26 protein-coding genes and 1 tRNA gene are annotated in these 22,394 nt (G+C 68.8%); 17 read left to right on the forward strand and 10 right to left on the reverse strand.

Annotated features, from left to right (window positions below):
* Positions 1-22: 22 nt before the first annotated feature.
* A complete protein-coding gene (locus tag GGQ80_RS06030; RefSeq protein ID WP_246346907.1) occupies positions 23-1,501 on the forward strand; it encodes a S41 family peptidase in 1,479 nt (492 codons plus the stop codon).
* Positions 1,498-2,181, forward strand: coding sequence for a glutathione S-transferase family protein (locus GGQ80_RS06035; protein WP_183983013.1), 684 nt, complete (start codon positions 1,498-1,500; stop codon positions 2,179-2,181). The genes GGQ80_RS06030 and GGQ80_RS06035 overlap by 4 nt, the downstream gene beginning before the upstream one ends.
* A gap of 47 nt (positions 2,182-2,228) precedes the next feature.
* On the opposite strand, the gene GGQ80_RS06040 is transcribed toward GGQ80_RS06035, so the two are convergent.
* Both GGQ80_RS06040 and GGQ80_RS06045 read right to left on the reverse strand, forming a co-directional pair.
* Positions 2,229-2,912, reverse strand: a complete 684-nt coding sequence (locus GGQ80_RS06040; protein WP_183983014.1) for a hypothetical protein — start codon at positions 2,910-2,912, stop codon at positions 2,229-2,231.
* 99 nt (positions 2,913-3,011) lie between these two features.
* The gene (locus tag GGQ80_RS06045; protein WP_183983015.1) at positions 3,012-4,286 is read right to left on the reverse strand and encodes an MFS transporter; all 1,275 of its coding nucleotides are present in this window, start codon (positions 4,284-4,286) and stop codon (positions 3,012-3,014) included.
* Positions 4,287-4,450: 164 nt separating this feature from the next.
* Here GGQ80_RS06045 and leuC point away from each other — a divergent pair, with 164 nt between their 5' ends.
* The 3 genes from leuC (at position 4,451) to GGQ80_RS06060 (ending at position 7,689) form a co-directional block, all read left to right on the forward strand.
* Complete coding sequence (gene leuC / locus GGQ80_RS06050) at positions 4,451-5,893, forward strand: 3-isopropylmalate dehydratase large subunit (protein WP_183983016.1); 1,443 nt, start codon at positions 4,451-4,453, stop codon at positions 5,891-5,893.
* Between the two features lie 205 nt (positions 5,894-6,098).
* The gene (leuD, locus tag GGQ80_RS06055) at positions 6,099-6,728 is read left to right on the forward strand and encodes a 3-isopropylmalate dehydratase small subunit (RefSeq protein ID WP_183983017.1); all 630 of its coding nucleotides are present in this window, start codon (positions 6,099-6,101) and stop codon (positions 6,726-6,728) included.
* Positions 6,691-7,689, forward strand: coding sequence for an NADPH:quinone oxidoreductase family protein (locus GGQ80_RS06060; protein WP_183983018.1), 999 nt, complete (start codon positions 6,691-6,693; stop codon positions 7,687-7,689). The genes leuD and GGQ80_RS06060 overlap by 38 nt, the downstream gene beginning before the upstream one ends.
* 50 nt (positions 7,690-7,739) lie before the next feature.
* Here GGQ80_RS06060 and GGQ80_RS18600 read toward each other — a convergent pair whose 3' ends face one another.
* Positions 7,740-7,862: a hypothetical protein gene (locus GGQ80_RS18600; RefSeq protein ID WP_281375346.1), complete on the reverse strand. Its 123-nt coding sequence runs from the start codon at positions 7,860-7,862 to the stop codon at positions 7,740-7,742.
* Between the two features lie 164 nt (positions 7,863-8,026).
* Here GGQ80_RS18600 and GGQ80_RS06065 point away from each other — a divergent pair, with 164 nt between their 5' ends.
* From GGQ80_RS06065 to GGQ80_RS06120, 12 genes are all read left to right on the forward strand, one after another.
* Positions 8,027-8,350, forward strand: coding sequence for a DUF1476 domain-containing protein (locus GGQ80_RS06065; RefSeq protein WP_183983019.1), 324 nt, complete (start codon positions 8,027-8,029; stop codon positions 8,348-8,350).
* A 1-nt stretch (position 8,351) separates the two neighbouring features.
* Entirely contained in the window at positions 8,352-8,582 is a 231-nt protein-coding gene (locus GGQ80_RS06070) for a BolA/IbaG family iron-sulfur metabolism protein (RefSeq protein WP_183983020.1), read from the forward strand.
* Positions 8,583-8,596: 14 nt separating this feature from the next.
* Positions 8,597-8,923, forward strand: a complete 327-nt coding sequence (grxD, locus tag GGQ80_RS06075; RefSeq protein ID WP_183983021.1) for a Grx4 family monothiol glutaredoxin — start codon at positions 8,597-8,599, stop codon at positions 8,921-8,923.
* A 16-nt stretch (positions 8,924-8,939) separates the two neighbouring features.
* Positions 8,940-10,208, forward strand: coding sequence for a glycosyltransferase (locus GGQ80_RS06080; RefSeq protein ID WP_183983022.1), 1,269 nt, complete (start codon positions 8,940-8,942; stop codon positions 10,206-10,208).
* 348 nt (positions 10,209-10,556) lie between these two features.
* Positions 10,557-10,925 carry a BlaI/MecI/CopY family transcriptional regulator gene (locus GGQ80_RS06085; protein ID WP_183983023.1) on the forward strand — a complete coding sequence of 123 codons (369 nt, stop codon included), beginning with the start codon at positions 10,557-10,559 and terminating at the stop codon, positions 10,923-10,925.
* A complete protein-coding gene (locus tag GGQ80_RS06090; RefSeq protein WP_183983024.1) occupies positions 10,922-12,544 on the forward strand; it encodes a M56 family metallopeptidase in 1,623 nt (540 codons plus the stop codon). The genes GGQ80_RS06085 and GGQ80_RS06090 overlap by 4 nt, the downstream gene beginning before the upstream one ends.
* A 42-nt stretch (positions 12,545-12,586) precedes the next feature.
* Positions 12,587-13,444, forward strand: a complete 858-nt coding sequence (locus GGQ80_RS06095; RefSeq protein ID WP_183983025.1) for an MBL fold metallo-hydrolase — start codon at positions 12,587-12,589, stop codon at positions 13,442-13,444.
* Entirely contained in the window at positions 13,426-14,157 is a 732-nt protein-coding gene (locus GGQ80_RS06100) for a DUF4230 domain-containing protein (protein ID WP_183983026.1), read from the forward strand. The genes GGQ80_RS06095 and GGQ80_RS06100 overlap by 19 nt, the downstream gene beginning before the upstream one ends.
* Positions 14,154-15,155 carry a quinolinate synthase NadA gene (gene nadA, locus GGQ80_RS06105; RefSeq protein ID WP_183983027.1) on the forward strand — a complete coding sequence of 334 codons (1,002 nt, stop codon included), beginning with the start codon at positions 14,154-14,156 and terminating at the stop codon, positions 15,153-15,155. The genes GGQ80_RS06100 and nadA overlap by 4 nt, the downstream gene beginning before the upstream one ends.
* 14 nt (positions 15,156-15,169) lie before the next feature.
* Positions 15,170-16,006 carry a carboxylating nicotinate-nucleotide diphosphorylase gene (nadC, locus tag GGQ80_RS06110; RefSeq protein WP_183983337.1) on the forward strand — a complete coding sequence of 279 codons (837 nt, stop codon included), beginning with the start codon at positions 15,170-15,172 and terminating at the stop codon, positions 16,004-16,006.
* 63 nt (positions 16,007-16,069) lie between these two features.
* Positions 16,070-16,504, forward strand: coding sequence for a hypothetical protein (locus GGQ80_RS06115; RefSeq protein ID WP_183983028.1), 435 nt, complete (start codon positions 16,070-16,072; stop codon positions 16,502-16,504).
* Entirely contained in the window at positions 16,501-17,214 is a 714-nt protein-coding gene (locus GGQ80_RS06120; RefSeq protein ID WP_183983029.1) for a ribonuclease T2 family protein, read from the forward strand. Before GGQ80_RS06115 ends, GGQ80_RS06120 begins: the two co-directional genes overlap by 4 nt.
* 5 nt (positions 17,215-17,219) lie before the next feature.
* On the opposite strand, the gene GGQ80_RS06125 is transcribed toward GGQ80_RS06120, so the two are convergent.
* The 7 genes from GGQ80_RS06125 to ihfB form a co-directional block, all read right to left on the reverse strand.
* Positions 17,220-17,630 (reverse strand): DUF4112 domain-containing protein, encoded by a 411-nt coding sequence (locus tag GGQ80_RS06125; RefSeq protein WP_183983030.1) that lies wholly within the window; start codon positions 17,628-17,630, stop codon positions 17,220-17,222.
* Positions 17,631-17,635: 5 nt separating this feature from the next.
* Positions 17,636-19,090 (reverse strand): ABC transporter substrate-binding protein, encoded by a 1,455-nt coding sequence (locus GGQ80_RS06130; RefSeq protein ID WP_183983031.1) that lies wholly within the window; start codon positions 19,088-19,090, stop codon positions 17,636-17,638.
* Between the two features lie 50 nt (positions 19,091-19,140).
* Positions 19,141-19,554 carry a hypothetical protein gene (locus GGQ80_RS06135; RefSeq protein ID WP_183983032.1) on the reverse strand — a complete coding sequence of 138 codons (414 nt, stop codon included), beginning with the start codon at positions 19,552-19,554 and terminating at the stop codon, positions 19,141-19,143.
* Positions 19,555-19,619: 65 nt separating this feature from the next.
* A complete protein-coding gene (locus GGQ80_RS06140) occupies positions 19,620-21,434 on the reverse strand; it encodes a retropepsin-like aspartic protease (protein ID WP_246346908.1) in 1,815 nt (604 codons plus the stop codon).
* Between the two features lie 27 nt (positions 21,435-21,461).
* Positions 21,462-21,869 (reverse strand): NUDIX hydrolase, encoded by a 408-nt coding sequence (locus tag GGQ80_RS06145; protein WP_183983034.1) that lies wholly within the window; start codon positions 21,867-21,869, stop codon positions 21,462-21,464.
* 26 nt (positions 21,870-21,895) lie between these two features.
* Positions 21,896-21,979, reverse strand: a tRNA-Leu gene (locus GGQ80_RS06150).
* Between the two features lie 42 nt (positions 21,980-22,021).
* Complete coding sequence (gene ihfB, locus GGQ80_RS06155; protein ID WP_183983035.1) at positions 22,022-22,300, reverse strand: integration host factor subunit beta; 279 nt, start codon at positions 22,298-22,300, stop codon at positions 22,022-22,024.
* Positions 22,301-22,394: the final 94 nt, after the last annotated feature.

The following is a 22,394-nucleotide window of genomic DNA, read 5'->3' on the forward strand; positions in this document are numbered from 1 at the left end:
CGGCCGACCGGGGGGATTGGCGATGACGTGGATGATGATGCTCGCGCTGGCGGCGGCGGCCGACGCCGAGCCGGCGGTGCCCTCGATGCCGGCGGCGTGGCAGGCGGCGACGCTGGGCGATCTTCGCGCCTTCCACGCGTCGATCGCGGCGAACCATGCGGGGTCGGTCAACCGGCTCGATCCCGGCTTCAACGCGCGCGAGGCGGCGGCATTGGCGCTGGCCGAGCAGCGGGCGGCGCAGGTGCGCGATTTCCCCGGCTATCTGGCGACGCTGCGTGGCTATGCGGCGTCGTTCGATGACGGTCACGTCCAGATCGGTTTCGCCGACAAACTGGCCTTGCCGTTGCGATGGCCGGGATTCCTGACCGGCTTCGACGGCGCCGGGCGCCAGCTGGTGCGCACGCGGGCCGACGATGCGCCCGTGCCGCTGGGTGCGAGGCTGGTCGATTGCGACGGGCGACCCGCGGCAAGGCTGGCCGAGGAGGTGGTGGGCGGGTTTCGCGGGCGCTGGTCACTGTCGAGCCAGCGCATGCTGACGGGCGGGCGGCTGTTCGTCGATGCTGGCAATCCGTTCGTGAAGCGGCCGGCGCGTTGCCGCTTCGACGTCGGTGGCATGGTGCGCAGCGTGACGCTGGCATGGCGGCCGTTGCCCGATGCCGAATTCGACACTCGGCTCAATGCGACGGCACCGCGGGTGCGGCCGCTGATCGGTGCGCGGGTGCTCGCCGACGGAACGCGCTGGTTCGCGATGTCGAGCTTCGACGGCGATCCGGCGAGCGATACGGCCAAGGCATTGCGGCCGCTGATCGCCGGGATGACGAGCGATCGGGCCGGTATCGCCACGGCGCCGGCCGTGGTGCTCGACCTGCGCGGCAATGGCGGCGGATCGTCGGACTGGGCGCACCAGATCGCCGACGTGCTGTGGGGCAAGGCGGCGGTCGAGGCGTTGCCCGACCGTTCGGAGGGCGTCGACTGGCGGGCCAGCCCGGCCAATCTGGCGACGCTCGAAGGATATCGCCGTCAGTTCGCCGCGCCTGATGCCTCGCCCGACGCGCGGCGCTGGGCGGAGAAGGTCGCGACGGGGATCGGCACCGCGGTGAAGGCGGGCCGGCCGCTGTGGCGCGAGGTCGACGAACCCGAGCCGGCCGCCAAGGCCGCGGCGACGGTGCCGGCGCCACCGCCGGTCAAGGGACCGATCTATGTGCTGACGGACTGGGGCTGCGGCTCGGCGTGCCTCGATGCGGTCGATCTGTGGAAGGCGCTGGGCGCGGTACAGATCGGGCAGGAGACGAGCGCCGACACGCTGTACATGGACATCCGCCAGGACCAGCTGCCGAGCCGGCTGGCGACGATCGCGGTGCCGATGAAGGTATATCGCGGGCGTGAGCGCGGATCGAACGTGCCGCAGGTGCCGGCACATCGCTACACCGGCGACATGACCGATGCGGCGGCGCTGGAGGCATGGGTCGCGACGCTGCCGGGCAAGGAAACACGCGGATGAGCTATCAACTGATCACCGCCAATCGTAACTATTCGAGTTGGTCACTGCGGCCCTGGGTGTTGATGACCGCGCTCGGCATCCCCTTCGACGACCGGATCGAGCCGTTTGCGGCGATGAACAACTATGACGCCTTCCGTGCCTTTTCGCCGACCGGGCAGGTGCCGGTGTTGGTCGATGGCGAGCGGACGGTGTGGGACTCGCTGGGCATCGCGCTGTACCTCGCCGAGCGGCACGAGGGCGTCTGGCCGGCGGACGAGGCGGCGCAGGCCTGGGCGATGTGTGCGGTGGCGGAGATGCACGGCGGCTTTTCGGCGCTGCGTAACGAGCGGACGATGACGGTCGGCCAGCGCGTGGCGCCGCGCGGCGGTTCGGCGGCGCTGGCACGCGATGTCGCGCGCCTCGCCGAGTTGTGGGACGAGGGACTGACGCGGTTCGGCGGGCCATGGCTGGCGGGCCCGGCGTTCACCGTGGTCGATGCCTTTTATGCGCCGGTCGCGTTCCGGGTGCGGACCTATGGCATCGACGTCGGCGAGGCGGGCGGACGCTGGGTGGCGGCGGTCCTCGACCATCCGGCGATGCGCGAGTGGGAGCGCCAGGCGCTGGCCGAGACGTTTCGCGAGCCATCGCATGAGGTGGAGGTCAACGCGGTCGGCGATGTGACGCAAGACCTGAGGGCCTGACGCCGGTGTCGCGGAAGCGTTCGTCGGACGCGCGAAGGCGCCGGCGATCAGGGTTTGGGCTGCGCCTCGGCCTTGGCGGTGGTGCAATCGCCGATGCGGCTGCCGCTGATCGTCCATTGGCGGCCATAGGGACGCGATTGATAGGATGGGTCGAGGCACACCGGTTGCCGCTCGTCCAGGAAATCGAGCTGTAGACGATCGGCGGAATAGCGGCCCTGGACGCTCAATTTGCTGGTCGCGGGGACCGATTGCGCCGTCGACCTGCGCCATCCGCAGGTGTCGATCGCGGTGGCGGATTCGGATTCGATCAGCGAGGTCGGCGCCGTCGGCTTCGGGATCGTCAGACCCGAACAGCTTTGCCGGGCGATCAGCTTGCCCCTGCCGGTTTCGATCGCCAGCGCGGAACATTGCGTCGCCCCCATAGTGGAAGACCGGCCCTCGCCGGTCAGCGCGCGCGCAACCACCTCGACCTGCGTGTCGGGCAGGCAGAAGCGATAGGTCTGTTCGTGACCCGCGGCGAACCGTTCGTTCGTATTGCTCGTCTGGCCATAGGCGTAGCTGCGCGACAGGTGGATTTCCCACAGGCCGGCGCTCAGCTTGCCGTCTGCCCTGCCGGTCACGACGACATCGGGCGGCGTCGCTTCCCCGCCCTGTTGTTGAGCGATGGCGGCGACGGCGCCCAAGGCGGCGACCGCCGAGATGCCGAAAGCGAGCAGGACGCGCAACGTCACGACGTGATCCCCCAAAAAGCGCCCGGCCGATCCGGGTCGATATCGTATACGATAGATCGGCAGGCTTGTATCGCAACGATCGCTTACATGGGTTAAAGATCAGATAGTCTCGACGCCTCGTTCGGCAGTCTCGGGCATCGCGAACCAGAACAGGACCAGCGCGGCCCCGGCGATCGCGGCGAGCGCCAGAAAGGCGGTGGCATAGCCGCCCCAGACGATCAGTGCGCCGGCGATGGTGGTGCTGAGCGCGGCACCGAGGCCTTGGACGGTGGCCACCGCACCCTGGGCGACGTTGAAGCGGCCGCTGCCGCGCGTGACCGCGGCGACGACGACGGGCAGCAGCGCGCCGAAGATGCCGGCGCCGACGCCGTCGAGCAGCTGGACGCCGAGCAGCCACCAGGGATCGTTCGACAGCGTGTAGAGCGCGCCGCGCAACGCCAGCACCGCGAAGCCGGCGATCAGGATCGGCTTGTGCCCGATCCGGTCGGCGAAGCGGCCGACGAGGATCGCGACCGGCACCATCACCAGCTGCGCGCCGACGATGCAGGCGGCGATCAGCGAGGTCGCCTGGCCGCTGCCGACCTCGCGCGCGAGGAGCTGGCCGACCGAGGGGAGCATCGCGGCATTGGCGAGGTGGAAGGCGAAGGCGCCGAGCGCGAAGACGAGTAGCGCGCGGGTGCCGGTCAGCACTTTCCAGGCGGACGGCGGCGGGGTCGGCGCGCAATCGTCGTCGTCGCACAGGCCGCGGGCGACATCGTGGTCGATGCGGTCGGCAGGAATGGTCAACGTCGCGCCGATCGAGAGCAGGGCAAGGCCCCCCATCAGCCAGAACACCACCTGCGGTCCGAATTTCCACGCGAGCACGCCGGCGAGCGCGGCGGCGACGGCGTTGCCGGCATGGTTGAACGCCTCGTTCCGCCCGACGCGGCGGGTGAACGCCTTGGGCCCGACGATGCCGAGCGTCACCGCGGTGATCGCGGGGGCGAAGACCGCGCCGGCGGCGGCGGCGAGCGCCTGGGTCGTCGTGACGAGCGCGAAGCCATGGACGAAGGGCAGCGACACCGACGCCAGCGTGACGATCAGCGCGGCGACGACGAGCAGCGCTCGCTTCGCCCGGATCTTGTCGACCAGCGCACCGGCGGGGGTGGTGGCGACCAGCCCGGCAAGCCCGGCGATCGTCATGACGAGGCCGGCGGTCGCCTCGTTCCAGCCATGCGTCGGCCCGCGCACCGCGACGAGATAAATGGCGAGATAGGGGCCGAGGCCGTCACGGACATCGGCCAGAAAGAAGTTGAGCGCGTCGAGCGGGCGCTTGACCGCGTCGACCGGGGCGGGGCGTCGGTCGGCGGCCATGGGGGCGGCTGCGGTCGCCATGATGCGTGTTCCTCGGTTGGCGCGCGCATCGGCGACGGCTGGGTTTCCTAACCTGGCGCAACGTCGATGGCGGCGATTGGCTCCGCGACGATGACGAGCTTTGCGCAATGAAAGGCCGACTTGCCTTGGCCTCGGCGCAGCTTTCGGTTAACGCCGCCGGCATCATGGCCACTCGCGCACAGACATTGTACGAAAAGATTTGGGATGCCCATGTCGTGGAACGCCGCGACGACGGCACCTGTCTCGTCTATATCGACCGCCACCTCGTCCATGAGGTGACGAGCCCGCAGGCGTTCGAAGGGCTTCGTGCGAGCGGTCGGCCGGTGCGGCGGCCCGAGCTGACGCTGGCGGTGCCCGACCACAATCTGCCGACGACGCCGCGGGTCGATGCGGCGGGCCAGCTGCTGCCGATCGCCGACCCGGAAAGCGCGCAGCAACTCGACGCGCTGCGGCGGAACACTGCCGAGTTCGGCATCGATTACATCGATGCGACCGCGGCGGAGCAGGGTATCGTCCATGTCGTCGGGCCGGAGCTGGGCTTCACTTTGCCGGGGACGACGCTGGTGTGCGGCGACAGCCATACCTCGGCGCATGGCGCGCTGGGGGCGCTGGCCTTCGGCATCGGGACGAGCGAGGTCGAGCATGTGCTCGCCACGCAGACTTTGCTCTTGTCGCCGTCGAAGACGATGGAAGTTCGCGTCGACGGGACGCTGGGCTTCGGTGTCAGTGCGAAGGACGTGATCCTGGCGATCATCGGCAAGATCGGCGCGGCGGGCGGCACCGGTCACGTCATCGAATATACCGGCGAGGTGATCCGCGCGCTGTCGGTCGAGGGGCGACTGACGATCGCCAACATGTCGATCGAGGGCGGCGCGCGTGCCGGGCTGATCGCGCCCGACGAGACGACCTTCGCGTACCTGAAGGGGCGGCCGATGGCGCCGCAGGGCGAGGACTGGGAGCGCGCGGTAGCGTGGTGGCGGACGCTGGCGACCGATCCGGGCGCGACCTATGACCAGGTGGTGACGCTGCATGCGAGCGACATCGCGCCGGCGCTGACCTGGGGGACGAGCCCCGAGGACGTCGTGCCGATCACCGGCGCGGTGCCCGCGCCCGACAGCTTCGCCGATCCGGCGAAGCGCGAGGCGGCGCAGAAGTCGCTCGATTATATGGGCCTGGCGCCGGGAACGCGGATGCAGGACGTCGCCATCCAGCACGTCTTCATCGGCAGCTGCACCAACAGCCGGATCGAGGACCTGCGCGCCGCCGCGGCCGTCGCCGACGGGCGCCGCGTCGCCGATGGCGTGCGGGCGATGGTGGTGCCGGGTTCGGGGCTGGTGAAGCGGCAGGCGGAGGCCGAGGGGCTCGACCGCGTGTTCACCGCCGCCGGCTTCGAATGGCGCGAGCCGGGCTGCTCGATGTGCCTGGCGATGAACCCTGACAAGGTGCCGCCGGGCGAACGCTGCGCGTCGACGTCGAACCGCAATTTCGTCGGCCGGCAAGGGCCGGGCGCGCGTACCCACCTGGTCAGCCCTGCGATGGCGGCGGCGGCGGCGGTGACGGGGCGCCTTAGCGACGTACGTGATCTGATGGGAGGAGGGACCCGATGAAGAAGGTTCTGGTGATGCTGGTGGCCGCGGCGATGATGAGCGGGGTCGCGGCGTACGTCGCGGCGGCGCGCGTGCCGGTGGTGAAGGCGGTCAAGTAAGGTTCTCGTCACCCCAGCCTTGAGCCGGGGTCCCGCTGCCTTGGCGGGACGGCGAAAGAAGAAGCGGGACCCCGGCTCAAGGCCGGGGTGACGGAAGGAAGTGTGAAATGCAGCCAGTCACCCGGGTCGAGGGGCGCGCCTATCCGTGGGGGGCGAAGAATATCGACACCGACGTCATCATCCCCGCGCACTGGCTGAAGACGATCACCCGGTCCGGGCTGGGCCGCGGCGCGTTCGAGACGGTGCGCAAGCAGCCGGGCAACATCTTCGACGACCCCCGCTATGTCGGCGCACCGATCCTGATCGCGGGCGACAATTTCGGCTGCGGCTCGAGCCGCGAGCATGCTGCCTGGGCGCTCGCCGACATGGGGATCAGGGCGGTGATCGCGCCGAGCTTTTCCGACATCTTTTCGGGCAACGCGTTCAAGAACGGCATCGTCCCGGTCGTGTTGCCGCAGGCGGCAATCGACCGGCTGCTGGTCGCTGCGCAGGACGGCGAGGTCACCGTCGACCTGGAGACGATGACCGCCACCACCGCCTATCAGGACCGTTTCCCGTTCCACCTCGACGCGTTTCGCCGCCAGTGCCTGATGGAAGGGCTGGACGAGGTGGGGCTGACGCTGGCAAGGGATACCGCGATTTCGAAATTCGAAGGCGCGATGGCTCGGCATCGGCCGTGGATCGAGGGGAGAAGCCGGTATGCGGGCGTTGCTGTCGAAGGCGGTCGGCGGACCTGATACTCTAGAGCTGACCGAGTTGCCCGATCCCACTGCGGGTTCGGGTCAGGTGGTGGTGCGGGTGAAGGCCTGCGCGATCAACTATCCCGACGTGCTCATCATCGAGGACAAGTATCAGTTCCGCCCCGAGCGCCCGTTTGCGCCGGGCGGCGAGATCGCGGGCGAGATCGACAGCGTCGGCGAGGGCGTGAGCGGCTGGCAGGCGGGCGACCGGGTCATCGCGATGCTCGGCCATGGCGGCCTGTCGGAAAAGGTGATCGCCGATCCGGCCAAGCTGTATCGCCTGCCCGAAGGGCGCAGCTTCGCGGAAGGCGCCTCGCTGATCCTGACCTATGCGACGACGATCCATGCGCTGCTCGATCGGGGGCGTCTGAAGGCCGGTCAGTCGCTGCTGGTGCTGGGCGCGGCGGGCGGCGTCGGGCTGGCGGCGATCGAGCTGGGCAAGGCCTATCGCGCGCGCGTCGTCGCGGCGGTGTCGTCGGAGGAGAAGGCGGCGGCTGCCAAGGCGGCGGGCGCGGACGAGACGATCATCTATGGCCGGGCACCCTTCGACAAGGAGGCGTCGAAGGCGCTTGCCGACCAGTTCAAGGCGGCGGGCGGCAAGCAGGGCTTCGACGTGATCTACGACCCGGTAGGCGGCGATTATGCCGAGCCCGCGTTGCGATCGATCGGGTGGGAAGGGCGCTATCTGGTCGTCGGCTTTCCGGCGGGTATCCCGAAACTCCCGCTCAACCTGACGCTGCTGAAGAGCTGCGACGTATGCGGCGTGTTCTGGGGCGCGTTCGCGGCGCGCGATCCGCAGGCCAACCAGGCGCATGTCGACACGCTGTTCCGGTTGTGGAGCGAGGGCAAAATCGCGCCGAAGGTGACCGACACTTTCCCGCTGGCGCGCGGCGGCGATGCGATCGCGAAGATGGCAGCACGCGGGGCGATCGGAAAATTGGTCGTCGAATTGGACTAGGCGGCCAGCAAGTCCTCGTCGGACATCAATGAGATGCCGCGGCTGTCCGGTCAGGTCAACCGAAGGATCGCGCCGACGATCAACGCCCATAGCGCGATCGAGATTGCCGATCCGATCACCATCCCGACGATGGCGTTCGATGCGAAGCGGCCTCTGGGGGCGGCGTCGCCCATGGTAACTCTCCTCAAGGTCGCGGACGTCTTGTACGCGCCGCTGATGTTATCAGCGTCCGGATGACCCGATTGTTCCGCCCGCATCACGCTGCGTTGCGCGGCTCGCCCACGCCACCTATGTGTCCGGTCAACGACACAGCCAATCAATCGGGGACGATGTTGCAATGACCACCTTCGACGACCGCGAGCGCGCTTTCGAGACCAAGTTCGCCCGTGATGAGGAGATGGCGTTCCGCGTCACCGCACGTCGCAACCGCCTGCTCGGCCAGTGGGCCGCCGGGCTGATGAAGCTGACGCCCGAGGAAACCGACGCCTATGCCAAGTCGGTCGTCCAGGCCGATTTCGAGGAAGCGGGCGACGAGGACGTCGTGCGCAAGCTGCTGGGCGATCTGGTCGCGGCGGGGATCGATATCGACGACGCCGCGGTCCGCCGCGCGATCGAGGAGCAGAACGTCGAGGCGCGTCGCCAGCTGATGGGGACCGAATAAGGTGGCGATGACGGCCGACGAGATCGAAAGTCTGATCCGCGCCGGCATCCCCGACGCGCAGGTCGAGATCACCGACCTGGCGGGCGACGGGGACCATTATGCCGCGCGGGTCGTTAGTGCGAGCTTCGAAGGGCTGCCCCGCGTGAAGCAGCACCAGAAGGTCTATGCGGCGCTCGGCGGCCGGATGGGCGGAGTGCTCCACGCGTTGCAGCTGACCACGGCGGCTTCCTGAAGGACGAGTTGCGAATGACCGATACCACCAACGCCCGCATCAACGGCATCGTCAAGGGCAGCCCGATCGTGCTGTTCATGAAGGGATCGCCGCTGTTCCCGCAGTGCGGCTTTTCCAGCCGTGCGGTCGCGATCCTCAACCACCTGGGTGCCGAGTTCGACAGCGTCGACGTGCTCCAGGATCCCGAGGTCCGCCAGGGGATCAAGGAATACTCGGACTGGCCCACCATCCCGCAGCTGTACGTCGGGGGTGAGTTCGTCGGCGGATCGGACATCATGATGGAGATGTACGAGAGCGGCGAGCTGGCCGAGCTGGTCAAGGGCCAGTCCGCCGCAAGCTGATCGCGGCGCCGGTTCCATGCTGTTCGACAATGCTCGGTTGCGGGCAGGCACCGATGCGCGCCCGCTGCTGGTTTGCGACCTGACGCAGAGCTATTCGCCGGCTGGCGGCGGCGGGATCAGCACCTATCTGCGCGAAAAGCGCGATTACGTGTTGCAGCAGACGCCGCATCACCTGCTTCAGATCGTGCCCGGGCCGGCGGATCGGGTGACGGTGAACGGACGGCACATCTTCGCCGAAGTCGCCGCCGATCCGGTCAGCGGCAGTCCCAATTACCGCTTCATCCTGCGTGTGCGTGCCGTGCGCGAGTTGCTGGCGCGATATCGCCCCGACGTGATCGAGTCGCTGTGCCCCTGGGTGCTGCCCTGGGTCGCGATTCAGCATCGAAGGGCCTATCCGGGCACTGCGCTGGTCGCGGGCTATCGCACCGACTTTCCCAACGCGCATGTCGATCGCGTCGCACGCGCGCTGTTCGGGCCGCTGGGCCGCGTCTTCTATTGGTTAAGCCTCGGCTACACCGAGATGACGTATCGCGAGTTCGACTGGGTCTATACGCTGGGTGAGGAGGCGCGGGCCACGCTGGCGAGCCGGGGGATCGAGCGTACCGAGGTGTTGCCGCTGGGCGTCGACACCACGCTGTTCCATCCCGGCGCGCGCGATCCCGACTATCGCGGCGAGCTGGGGCTGGGCGGCAGCGGGCCGCTGCTTGCCTATGCGGGGCGGATCGACAACGAGAAGCGGGCGGCGACGCTGGTCGAGATGTTCCGGCTGCTGCCCGCCGACCTCGACGCGGCGATGGTGTTGATCGGCGACGGTAAGCTGCGTCAGCCGCTGATGGCGGCGGCGAAGGACTTGCCCATCGCCTTTCCGGGGTTCGAGACCGATCGCGCCGGGCTGGCGCGCGCGCTGGCGTCGGCGGATCTGTACGTGTCGGCGATGGCCGACGAGACGTTCGGCATCTCGGTGATCGAGGCGCAGGCGGCGGGGCTGCCGGTGGTCGGCGTGGCGAGCGGTGCGATGCCCGCGCGCGTGCCGCCGACGCTGGGGCGGCTGGGGCCGGTCGGCGATGCGCGGGCGATGGCGGACAATGTGCTGGCGCTGTGGCGCGGCGACCATCAGGCGATGGGCCGCGCGGCGTGCGCACACGTCGAGGCGAATTTCAGCTGGCAGGCGACGTTCGGGCGGCTCTTCGGCACGATCTATCCCAAGGCGCTGGCGCGTGCCGCGGGGCGGATGGAGAGCCGGGTTGAGGGTGGACCGGTGAAGGGACCAGTCCACCCTCGCTGAAGCGCAGGAGACGCTCGGCTGCCTGGCGTGGTGCAGGGGGCGTGCCAGTTGCAGCGCGGCCAGGGTGTCGGCGGGGTACGACGGTTAACGGCGTCCACGCATCTTCCATTACCGTAAGAAAAGTCGACAGCCGTTTCGATCCTCCCCCGCCAGGGGGAGGTGGGGCGCGCATGCGCGTCGGAGGGGGAGGTAAGCAGTGCGCTCTCGATAGTCAGACGCTTACCGCCCCCTCCGTCAGCGCTGCCGCGCTGCCACCTCCCCCTGGCGGGGGAGGATGGGGTTTTGGAGCGCTTGACTACGGGCGTAATCGGTGAGACTACAGACGTAGTCAGCAAGGAGAAGCGAGTCGTGGCCGAGCGTATCAGCGATGCCGAGCATGCGGTGATGGAGGTCTTGTGGGACCAGGCGCCACTGACGGCGCAGGACGTCGCCGAGCGCGTCGATCCGGCGCGTGGCTGGAGCGCGAATACCGTCAAGACGCTGCTGGGGCGGCTGCTCGCCAAGGCGGCGATCACGCACGAGGAGGACGGCCGGCGCTATCTCTACCGGCCACTCGTCAAGCGCGAGGATTACGTGTCGGGCGAATCGCGGCGGCTGATCGACCGGCTGTTCGGTGGGCGGCTGACCCCGCTGGTCGCGCATCTTGCCGAGCGCGACCAGTTGACCGCCGATGACATCGCCGAGATCGAGGCCCTGCTGAAGGATCTCAAGGCATGATCGCCTGGGCCATCGAGGCGCTGATCGCCTCCGCCGCCCTCATGGCGCTGGTGCTGCTGGTGCGGGGGCCGGTCCGCCGCGCCTTCGGTCCCGGCGTCGCCTACGCGCTCTGGGCGCTTCCCCTGCTTCGCCTGTTGATGCCGCCGCTGCCCGCCGAATGGCATGAGGCCGCGGTGAGCCCGATCAGCCAGGCCGGCGAGACGATCACCGTCCTGGTGATCGAACCCGCCGGCATGGTCGCCGCGCCCGTTTCAAGCTTTCCCTCGCTGGGCCTAGTGCTTGCACTGTTATGGTCGGCGGGCGCGGCGGTTTTTCTGATCTGGCACAGCCTTCGCCATGCGAGCTTCTGCCGCCGCCTGCTGCGCGGGGCGACGCGGGTTGGTAGGCATGGCGCGATCGAGGTGATCGAGAGCCCGGCGGTGCCGGGGCCGCTCGCCTTCGGTATCTTCCGCCGCTACGTCGCCTTTCCGCGCGATTTCGCCGAACGCTACGATACCGACGAGCGCGACCTGGCGCTGGCGCACGAGCTGGGTCACCATGCTCGCGGCGACCTAGTCGCGAACTGGACCGCGCTGATCGTGCTCGCGCTCCATTGGTTCAACCCCATCGCCTGGCGCGCATTCCGCGCATTCCGCGCCGACCAGGAGCTGGCCAACGACGCCCGCGTGCTGGCCGGCCGGTCGGCGTTCGATCGCCACGCCTATGCCTGTGCGATCGTCAAGACCGCGCATGGCGGCAACTTCTCCGCCGCCTGTCACCTCCACGCCGTCGACAATCTGAAAGGACGTTTGAAGATGCTCAACACCTCGCGCCGGTCGCGGCGTCGGATCGCCGCCGGGACCGCTTCGGTCGCCGCTATCGTCTGCGCCGGGCTCGGCTTGACCGCGTCGGGCACCCAGGCCGCCGAGCGGATCAAGACCGCGACGGGCATCGACCTCGACCAGATCGAGGCGGCCATCCCGGCGCCGGCGACGGTGCCCGCCGTCCCGGCGACCGCCGCGCAGCCTGCCGCCCCCACGCTCGCCGCGATGACGCCGGCCAAACGCGACGGCAAGGACAAGAAGCGTGTCGTCGTGGTGAAGAACGGCGAAAGCAAGGTCTACGAAGGCGCAGATGCCGACGCCTATCTCGCCGCCCATCCCGACACGATGCCGCCGATGCCGGCCATGACGAAGATGCCGCCGATGCCGCCGATGCCGCCGGTGGCGAGCATGGACGCCGCTCGCGCCAATCCGCCGATGCGTCCCGAGCACTACCGCGTCATGTTCCGCCGCAGCGATGTGCCGCAGGTCAGCTCGACCAATTGCCCCGGCGACAATCTGAACCCCACCGTCATCAACACCCGTGACGGGCACCAGCAGAAGATCGTGATCTGCACGAACCGGATCGAGGCGCAGGCGAAGCGCGGCGAGGCGATGGCGGCGCGCGCCGCCGAGATGCAGGTCAACGCCGGCGAGATCCGCCGCAGCGCGATGTCCGCGGCGCTCGCCAGCCTGAAAGCGACGCGCGCGCAGATGGCATCGAACCGCGACATGGGCGAGGAGGCGCGCAACGAGGTGCTCGCCTCGCTCGACGAATCGATCGCGGAGCTGCGCAGCGAGATGAACAGCAAGGATTGACGGGGTTGCGCGGGGCGTCCCGCGCAGCCATCTGGTCCGATGATGGGCGAGTTTCCGACCGGCATTGCGATTGAGCTAGAACCGCTGGTCACCCGGGTACTCGCCCCCAATGCGTCACCCTATACCTACACCGGCACGCAGACCCATCTGGTCGGTGTCGGTGATCTGGCGATCATCGATCCCGGTCCCGACGACCCTGCCCACATCGACGCGTTGATGGCGGCGGTGGCAGGGCGGCCCGTGACAGCGATCGTCGTCACCCATCATCATCGCGATCACAGCCCGGCGACCCGGCCGCTGCAACGGCTGACCGGCGCGCCGATCGTCGGTGCGGCCTCGGTGACGGTCAGCGACGGGGGGCCGCGCGCCGATGCCGCCTTCGACGCCGACTATGCGCCCGACCGGGTGATGGCGGAGGGCGACCGAATGAGCGGTGCCGGCTGGACGCTGGAGGCGGTGGCGACGCCGGGTCATACGTCGAACCATCTCGCCTTCGCGCTGCCCGAAACCAAGGCGTTGTTTTCGGGCGATCACGTCATGGGCTGGTCGACGACGATCGTCTCGCCCCCCGATGGCGACATGGCGGCCTATATGGCGAGCCTGGACAAGCTGATGACACGCGACGACCGGGTCTATTATCCCGGCCACGGCGAGGCGGTGGAGAACCCGCGTCGGCTGGTGCGCGGGATGCTGGGCCATCGCAAGCAGCGCGAAGGCCAGATCCTGCGCCTGCTTCGCAGTGCCGACGCCGATGTGCCGGCGATGGTATCGCGGATGTATGTCGGGCTCGACCGACGACTGGTGCCGGCGGCCGAGCGATCGGTGCTGGCGCACCTGTATGATTTGCGCGACCGCGCGCTGGTGAGCGAGGAGGGCGAGACATGGCGGATCCGGAGCTGACGCCGACACCGACACCCGCAGCGTCGGGGGCGATGCCGTTCCTGGGCAAGCTGGCCGGCGCGCTGATCCTGCTGCTGCTGGCCGGGCTGATCGCGGTGTGGGGCGTACAGCGCTATGTCCGCGACCGGCTGACCCCCGATCCGACGACGATTGCGAGCGCCAGCCTGGACGGGCTGCGCGAGCAGAACCGGCTGTCGACCTTCGCCGCGCGCTTCGTGGCGGTGGTGACGTCGAAGCAGTCGCAGCTGGGGCTGTCGACCGAGAAGACGCTGATCATGCCCGGGATGGTGCGGTACGAGGTCGATCTGGCCAAGCTGACGCAGCGCGACGTCGCGTGGGACGAGGCGACGAAGACGCTGGCGGTGCGGCTGCCGGGCGTCGAGGTCGACGGGCCGCAGGTCGATCTCAACGCGATCCGCGAATATGGCACCGGCGGGCTGCTGACGACCTTCACCGATGCCGAGGCGCGGCTCGACGGCGCCAATCGCAAGGCGGGACAGCTGGAGCTGATGCGCCAGGCGCGCGAGCCGGCGATGATGCGGCTGGCGCATGACGCGACCCGCCGCGCGGTCGAGCGCAGCTTCGCGATGCCGCTACGCGCCGCCGGGATCGACGCGACGGTCAAGGTGACGTTCGCCGACGAGCCCACCGCCAACAACCAGCGATGGGATGTCTCGCGTTCGCTCGAGGAAGTGCTAGGGAACCGCCAATGAGCCACCAGCCCACCAATCTCGCCGGCGTCGATATCCGTGCCGAGATCGATCGCCTGCGCCGCGAGCGCAACGCCGTGATCCTGGCGCATTATTACCAGAAGCCAGAAATCCAGGACATCGCCGACTTCGTGGGCGACAGCCTCGACCTCAGCCGCCGCGCGGCGGAAACCGACGCCGACGTCATCGCCTTTTGCGGGGTGCGCTTCATGGCGGAGACGGCGAAGATCCTGTCGCCGCAGAAGACGGTGATCCTGCCCGACATGGACGCCGGTTGCAGTCTGGAAGACAGCTGCCCGCCCGAGCAGTTCGCGGCATTCCGGGCGCAGCATCCCGATCACATCGCGCTGACGTACATCAACTGCTCGGCGGCAGTGAAGGCGCTGTCCGACGTGATCGTGACGTCGTCGTCGGCGGAAAAGATCCTGTCGCAAATCCCGCCCGAGCAGAAGATCATCTTCGGCCCCGACCGCAACCTGGGCGGCTATCTGGCGCGCAAGACGGGGCGCGACCTGCTGTTGTGGCCGGGCGTCTGCATCGTCCACGAGGCGTTCAGCGAAACCGAGCTGATGAAGCTGAAGGCCGAGTATCCCGGCGCGCCGGTCGCGGCGCATCCCGAATGCCCGGCGGTGATCCTGGACCACGCCGATTACGTCGGGTCGACGCGCGGCATCCTGGACTATGCGATGGCGATGCCTGGCGACACGCTGATCGTCGCGACCGAGCCGCACATCATCCACCAGATGGAAAAGGCGCTGCCCGACAAGCACTTCATCGGCGCGCCCGGGGCCGACGGGAACTGCAACTGCAACATCTGCCCGTATATGGCGCTCAACACGATGGAGAAGCTGTACGTCGCGCTGCGCGACCTGGAGCCGCGGATCGAGATCGAGGAAGAGCTGCGGCTGAAGGCGAAGAAGAGCCTCGACGCGATGCTGTCGATGGCCTCGGCGACGGTGGGGCAGGGCGACCTAGGGCCGGTGAAGGTCACGGGAGACTGACCGCGGTGGCGTTCATGGTGGAAGGCTTCGACCTCGACAGCTTCGTTGCGGCGACGCTGGCGGAGGATCTGGGGGTGCGCGGGGACATTACCTCCGCCGCGGTGATCCCCGAAGAGGCGCGCTTCGACGGAGTGATGGCGAGCCGGGGGGCGATCACCATCGCAGGACTGCCGATCGCGGCGGCGTTCTTCCGCGCGCTCGACCCCTATGCCACCATCGACGTGCTGGCGGGCGAGGGCGAACGCGTCGCGGCGGGAAGCGTGCTGATGCGCATCGCGGGATCGGCGCGGGCATTGCTGACGGCGGAACGCTCGGCGTTGAACACGGTGCAGCATCTGTCGGGGGTCGCGACGCTGACGCGCGCCTATGCCGACGGGATCCTGGGCACCGGCGCGACGCTGCTCGATACCCGCAAGACGCTGCCGGGGCTGCGACGGCTGGAAAAATATGCGACGCGGATGGGCGGCGCCGAAAACCATCGCATGGGTTTGTGGGATGCGGCGATGATCAAGGACAATCACGTCGCGGTCGCCGGCGGGGTCGACGAGGCGGTGCGCCGCGCGCTGGCGGCGGGGATCGACGAGGTGATCGTCGAGGTCGACCGCGTCGATCAGATCGAACCGGCGCTCGCGGCGGGGGCGACGCGGCTGCTGCTCGACAACATGCCCCCGCCGGTGCTGCGCGGCGCGGTGACGCTGGTCGGTGGGCGCGTGCCGACCGAGGCATCGGGCGGGGTGACGCTGGAGACGATCCGCGCCATCGCCGAAACCGGCGTGACCTATGTCTCGGTCGGGCGGCTGACCCAGTCGGCGCCGGCGGCGGACATCGGCCTCGATCTCGCGCTGACCTGACTTTGCGCAGCCCGCGAGAAGCGGCTAGCATGGGCACGACAACTCGGAGAACAGACACTCGCCATGGCCAGGCCGCCATCCATCGTCACGTTCGAACGCTGCTACCTGGCGACGATCATCATCGGCGTCGTCAACAGCGTGCTCAACTGGCAGCGCATGCAATCGATGCCGCAGGTGCAGCGCGCGGCGGAAGGCATCGGCAGCTGGTACATCATGGCGCTGTCGGCGCTGACGGTGATCGTGCCGCTGGCGCTGCTGTATTTCGCGGCGCGGCGGCGCAGCGTGGTGGCGAAGTGGATCATCACGATCTTCTTCGCGCTGGCGCTGATCCTGATCCTTTTCGCGCTGCTGCTGGGGCGGATCGCGCCGGGGATCGGCGGCGTGCTGAGCATCGCCGGCTTCGTGCTGCAGGCGATCGCGGTCTATATGCTGTTCCGCCCGGATGCACTGATCTGGTTCGGCGAGATCCAGGAGCCGGGCCAGGAGCCGCTGTCGTGACGTGGCGCCTGCTTGCGGCCATCGCCGCGCTGACGGTGCCCGCGGTTGCGCAGGCGCAGGCCTATAGCTGTGCGCTGCCGGGCAGCATCCAGCGACCGCGCCCCGACCTGCCAAGCGACAGCCAGCCGCGCCGGCTGCTGCCGATCGGCGGCTACACGCTCGCGATCACCTGGGCGCCGCGCTTCTGCCGCGACGAGGGCGATCGGCCGTCGGCCGCTTTCCAGTGCGGCTCGGGCAATCGCTTCGGCTTCACGCTGCACGGGTTGTGGCCCGATGGCGCTGGCAAGGACTGGCCGCAATATTGCAAGGCCACCGGGCTGGTGCCGCAGCCGGTGATCCGCCGCCATCTGTGCGCGACGCCCTCGGCGCAGCTGATGCAGCATGAGTGGGCGAAGCACGGGACGTGCATGGCGGGCTATCGCCCCGATCGCTATTTCGCGACCTCGACCCGGCTGTACGGCAAGCTGCGCTATCCCGACATGGAGGCACTGTCGCGCGGGCCGCTGACGGCGGGGAAGTTCGCCGCGGCGATGGCGGCGGCCAATCCGGGGCTCGACGCGGGCATGATGCGCGTCACGGCCGACCAGCAGGGCTGGCTCGATGAGGTATGGATCTGCCTGGACAAGGCGTTCCGTTACCAGCGTTGCCCGGCGCATCAGGGCGGGCTGGCCGACAACGCGACGCTGAAGGTGTGGCGCGGTCGGCGGTAAGGCCGTCAGGAGTCGATCGTCACCGTCCCGGGATGATGGCGATCGAGGTGGCGCTTGATCGTCTTCAGATTGCGAGTGTTCGAGCGGTAGAAAAAGTCCGCTGCGTCACCGACGAACGGGATCAGGCCGATCGCGGCGTCGAAGCCGACCCGGCCCATCATGCGGGTCAACTGCCAGCGGCTCATGCCGAGGTTGCGCGCTTCCCACACCAGCCAGCTGCCCAGCGCCGCCGCGGCGACATCGCCGACGACGGGCACCAGCCCCAGGATGAAATCCAGGCCGACCCGGCGATTAAGGCCAGGCACGGTGAACATGCCCTCGAGCAGCGCCTCCATCGCCTCGATCCGGCGGCGCACCGCGGCAGGATCGCGGCCGAGCGGCAGGCGGTCGAAGACGGCGGGATCGATCGTGGTCATGGACGCTATTTGGGATCGCCGCGCAGCCGGTTCAACGGATGCCAGGCGCGGCTGTTCGGCCGCCACTGGCTGAGCCGCATCGCGACCAGCGACCAGCGCAGCGGCCGGGCGATGGGGACAAAGGCGGCGTCCTCTGCCAGGGCGACATCGGCGGCGGCGATCTGGCGCGATCGTTCGGCCAGGCTGGGGGCGTCGCGGGCGGCGGCGAGCAGCTGCTGCGGCACCTCGCCACACGGCGCACAGGCGGTGGCGAGATACCAGCGCGCGCTGTCGTAAGGGGCGACCGCGTCGATCAGGCGAAGATCGGCATCGGCGGTGGCATCGACGCGTACCGGCTCGATGCCTGCCTGGACCAGCGAGGCGGCAACCTGGGCATAGAGCAGGGTCGCGCCGGGACCGCGCGGCAGGGCGATGCGCAGTCGCACGGGCTGGTCCCACGCCGCCACCCGCGTCCGGGCGTCGGCGAGCCGCTGTTCCTGCGTCAGCAGCGACCAGGGCGGGATCGCAGGGGGTGCGGCGGAGTCGAGCTGATCGGGCAGAATCCGGTCGGTCGTCTCGCGATCGGGCAGGGCGGCGGCGGCAGCGGCGGTGCGGTCGATCACCGCGGCGATCGCGGCGCGATTGGGCAGGTCGGCGAGGAAACCGGTGCGGCCGAGCGCGAAGCCGAATAGGCCGGCGGCCGGATCGGTGCGGATGTTGGCCGGCGCAATGCCGCCTAGCGCGACCAGCGGCCAGTCGGCGAAGGTGCCGCCGGCCACGAAGTCGGACCGATGCTGGGCGAACCGCAGGATGGCGAGCGAGGCACGCTCGCCGATCAGGCGGACGTCATCCTCCGGCTTGGTTTCGCGGCTGTCGTCGGGATCGGCAATTCCGGGGTCGAAGGCGGGACGCAGCAGCGAGGCGCGCGTGCCGCCGACGACGCGGAACGGGCCGCTACCGCCGGGTGGGCGCAGCCGCAGGATGGCGAGTTCGGGCTGGGCGAACAGTTTGAGCAGATCGGGGCGCGGCCGCCGCAGTCGTACCTCGATCACCTGCGGCGTCATCTCGACGATCTCGCCCACGGCGGTGAGGAAGGGAGCGAGCGGGTTGCGCGATCCCGGCGCAAGCTGGCGGCGGAGGACGGCGACGACGTCGGCCGCGGCGACCGGCGTGCCATTGGCCCATTCCGCCTCGCGCAGGCGGAAGATGTAGCTCATACCGCCGTCGATCACGATCCAGCGCTCGGCAAGGCCCGGTTCGATCTGACCGGCGGCGTCGAAGCGGACGAGGCCCTGTGCGGTCGAATCGACCAGCAGCCGCGACGGCGTATCGAGCGCGGTGCGCGCGGCATCGGCGAGGTGTGGCCGATCCCCGATCGCGGACACGACGACGGCGCCCGAATCGGGGCGCTGACTGCAGGCCGACAGTGACGCGCCGGCCACCAGCACGGCGAGCCAGCGTCGGGCGGAGATGGGCAACAAGGGGCGGCTCCCGGGAATCGTGCGGGAACCGTGCAACCGCAGGGCCGTGGTTACAAGCGGTGGGGTGCCTTCGCCGGCACGGGCACGCCGATCGGCAGCGATACCGGCGCGAGGGCGAGCGCCTGGAGCGCGCGGCGCGCTTCCTCCTCGCGCATGAAGCGGCGGCGGCGATACTGGCTGACGAGGGTGATGACGACGGGCCACAGCATCGTCAGGAACGCGTCGTTGAGCGTGTCGCTCCAGTTCCAGGCGCCGTGAACGAACCGGTCCATGACCTCGTTGGCGACCTCGGCGGCGAACACGATGTTGAGCGCGACCATTGATCCGCGTCGTTCGCGCGTGAGCAGCTGGACGGCCATGTAGATGCTGAGCCCGGCATGGACATGCATCGTCGCGTGGCTTGCGCCGAACAGGTCGCAGATGCCCTGGATGATGACCGGGTAGAGGGTGACCAGCGCGTCCATGCGCTGTGGGGTAGACGTGCAGGGTTAAGCGAGCGTGTGCGATCAGCGTTAATGTGGCGAAGTTGCTACGGCGTGATGCCGTAGTGGCGGGCCCGGTCGACGGCGCGGGCGTTGATGGAGCGGGCGACTGCGAGATCGGACGCGGATGCCTCCATCTTGCCGAGGCGGGCCTCCGCCACGCCGCGCCCGTAGCGCGACCAGGCGTTGCGCGGGGCGGCGGCGATGGCGGCGTCATAGTCGACGAGTGCGTCGGCGAATCGGCCCTGACGCAGTGCGACCAGCGCACGGCTGTCGAGATAGGAGGCATAGCCCGGACGCATCTTCAGCGCGGCATTGCAGTCCGACAGCGCGCGGTCGAGATCGCGGTCCAGCAGCGCCCGTGCCCAGCAGCGACCATTCAGCGCCTCTGCGCGGTCGGCGTCGTCGCGATGCATCTTCATCCACGCATCGTAATTGGCGAGCGCCGCCTCGGGCTGGTCGAGCCGCTCATAGAGCCCGGCGAGCTGAAGCCGCTGGCCCGAGCCCGGCGGCAGCGCCACATCGGCAGCCTTGACGTCCGTCGTCGCGCCATCGGGATCGCGGGCTTCGAGACGCAGCCGCGCGCGCGAAAGGCGGATGTCGCTGTCGGTGGGGAGCAAGGTCACCGCCCTGTCGAGGTCCGCGGCGGCAAGCAGCGGCTGGCCGTTGGCGAGCCGGCCCTGCGCGCGCAGATAGAGCAGGCGACCGTCGTCGGGCGAAAGCGCCACCGCCCTGTCGAGATCGGCCAAGCCATCGGCAAAGCGGCGTTGCGACATCAGCACCGCGGCGCGGCGGGCGTAGCCACCGGCATCGGTCGGTTCGGGTGCCGTGTCGCCGATCGCGAGGCGCTCGCCCGTGGTGGTGCGCGCGCCGGTAGGCGTCAGGCCAAAGACCGGCCCGCCCTCATAGGTCAGGAACATCTGGTGGTTAGCGTTGGACACGAACAGGCGATGCGTCAGGAAGAAATCGAAGCCGACCAGGATGTCGCCGTCGATCTGCATGTCGGCGAAGCGGAACCTGGGATGGTTGAGGATCTCGCCGCCGAGGTCGACCTTATCGAAGGTGGCGACCCAGGTCGGCAATTGGCGAGCGCCGAGGCCGGTGTAATATCCCTCCCGCACTACGCCCGGCCCATCCGGCGTCACACCGGCCCGCTTAGCCGCAGCGAGGGTCATGATCGTGCTCTGGGCGCCCGAATCAAATACCGCGCGCATCTTGACGCCGTTGATCAGGATTGTGCCGATCGTGTGCGGCTTCCAGGGGCCGCCGTCGCCGCGCTCCAGCGCGACAGTGGAGAAGGGCTTGCCCGCACTCCAATAGGCAAGGCCAATCCGGCTGCATCCGTCGACGTGCATCAGCCGGACGGTGCCGTGCGGCAGGTCATATTCGGTGTCGCCGATGCCGAGGATATTCTGGCCCAGCAATCCCGTCGTTCCCGTGTCGCTACCGCCGACGATGAAGTCGGCCTTGGGCAATGCCACGCCGGCAAGCGAGAAATTACGGGCGTTGGCGTACGATGCGGAGCTGTCACCGTTGATGCCGCGCAGGCGGAACCAGTCAGGCATCGGCGCCATCGTCAGACCGTACTCGGTCGCGGAAGCGCGGGAGAGGGTGCTGTAAAAGGCACCGCTGTCGACGATGAAGCGGGCGGGATGGTCACCGAACTTCGCCTCGATGATCGCGCGTCGACCGATCAGCGTGACGGGCAGCTCCGCGATCTTGGCGACTTTGCAGTCGGCGAGGGCGGGTAGTGGCGCGAGCAGCGCGAGGGCGGTCAGTGCTGCGGCAGCACCCGAAGCGGTAAGTGATCGCGACGACATGAGCCCATGGTAGCGACGGCGCAGATTACGGCGCGCTGACATCGCGATGACAGCGGCCTTCGCCCCGCGTCAGCCGATCAGCGCGGCGAGCGGAAGGATGTGGTCGCGGGTGAGGGGCGCGAGCGGCATCGTTGCCGCCGCGTCGATCGTGATCCAGTGCGCCTCCGCGATTTCTGCCGCGATGACAGGGGCGCTGTCCAAACGGATGTGGAAGATGTCGGCGTCGACCTGATGGCCTGCCTCGTTCGCGGCGGCACAGGTGACGCGCGCGAGATGGCGTAGCTGCGTCGGACCGACGGTGGCGCCGATCTCCTCCGCCAGTTCCCGGCACAGTGCCGTGGCGGGGCTTTCGCCATGTTCGATCTTGCCGCCAGCTTGCATGAACCAGCGGGTCCCCGCCTTGCGAACCAGCAGCAGGCTGCCGTCGGCGTCGTCGATCAGTGCGGCGGCGATGCGGCTGGTGGCGGTGTCGGCCATCGACGATATGCCCCGGCGAGTATCGATGGTGCGGACGGCGGGACTCGAACCCGCACTCCTGGGGAAGCCGATTTTAAGTCGGCTGCGTCTACCGGTTTCGCCACGCCCGCACGCTGTCCGGTCAAGCCGGACAGCGCGGCGGCGTCAAGCCGTCAGACGTTCAGGCGGGCGCGCATTTCCTTGCCCGGCTTGAAATAGGGAACACGCTTCGCATCGACGTCGACCAGCTCGCCGGTCCGCGGGTTGCGGCCGGTGCGGGCATCGCGCGCGCGGGTGGAGAAAGCGCCGAAACCACGCAATTCGACACGGCCGTTCGCCGCGAGGCGATTGGTGATCTCGTCGAAGAAGGTCGAGATGATCGCCTCGATATCCTGCTGCGACAGGCCGGGATTCGTCATTGCCAGTTTCTGGATGAGTTCAGAACGGATCATATTGGGCCCCCCCCATTGGATCTTCGAAACCGGTTTCACTTACGTCCACGCAAACCGTTTGCATAGTATACGAAATCTATCGAAGACGAAAAAA

This window comes from Sphingomonas jinjuensis, assembly GCF_014197105.1.
GTDB classification, from domain to species: Bacteria; Pseudomonadota; Alphaproteobacteria; order Sphingomonadales; family Sphingomonadaceae; genus Sphingomonas; species Sphingomonas jinjuensis.